General features: G+C 57.9%; 1 protein-coding gene. It reads right to left on the bottom strand.

Annotated elements, in window-relative coordinates; translation table 11 throughout:
• Nucleotides 1-180 (bottom strand): DNA gyrase C-terminal beta-propeller domain-containing protein (locus G8O24_RS47185; protein WP_202988833.1); only part of this gene is annotated, 180 nt, incomplete at its 3' end.
• Nucleotides 181-404 lie beyond the last annotated feature (224 nt).

Below are 404 nucleotides of genomic sequence, written 5' to 3' on the forward strand. Positions count from 1 at the left end.
GTTCTGCTGGCCGTCAGTGGTCAGGACGTTGGATAGTTCGTCGCCATCCTTCAAGGTCAAGGCGATCAAACCGTTGGTCCGGATATTTTCAAATTCCCGGATCTTGGTCCGCTTGACCGTCCCCAGCTTGGTGATGAAAAAGGCGTAGTCGTCGTCATGCCCTTGCGGCAGGTTGACCACGGTCTGGATGTGCTCGCCCTTGTCCAGCTGCAGGAGGTTGACGATTGGCAGGCCCTTGGCGCTTCTGCCGTATTCTGAAAAAAAAAATCATCAAGCACACGGCGACAGCTCAGTCGTTTCACACCGTACCGCCAACTCCCGCGTCCTACACCTGCCGATGCGCCTCGTCGCAGGTGACAACGTGCGCTCTACCCATCTGCCGCTCCGCCTCTTGCCCGCTACCC

This window comes from Bradyrhizobium campsiandrae (genome assembly GCF_014529705.1).
GTDB classification, from domain to species: Bacteria; Pseudomonadota; Alphaproteobacteria; order Rhizobiales; family Xanthobacteraceae; genus Bradyrhizobium; species Bradyrhizobium campsiandrae.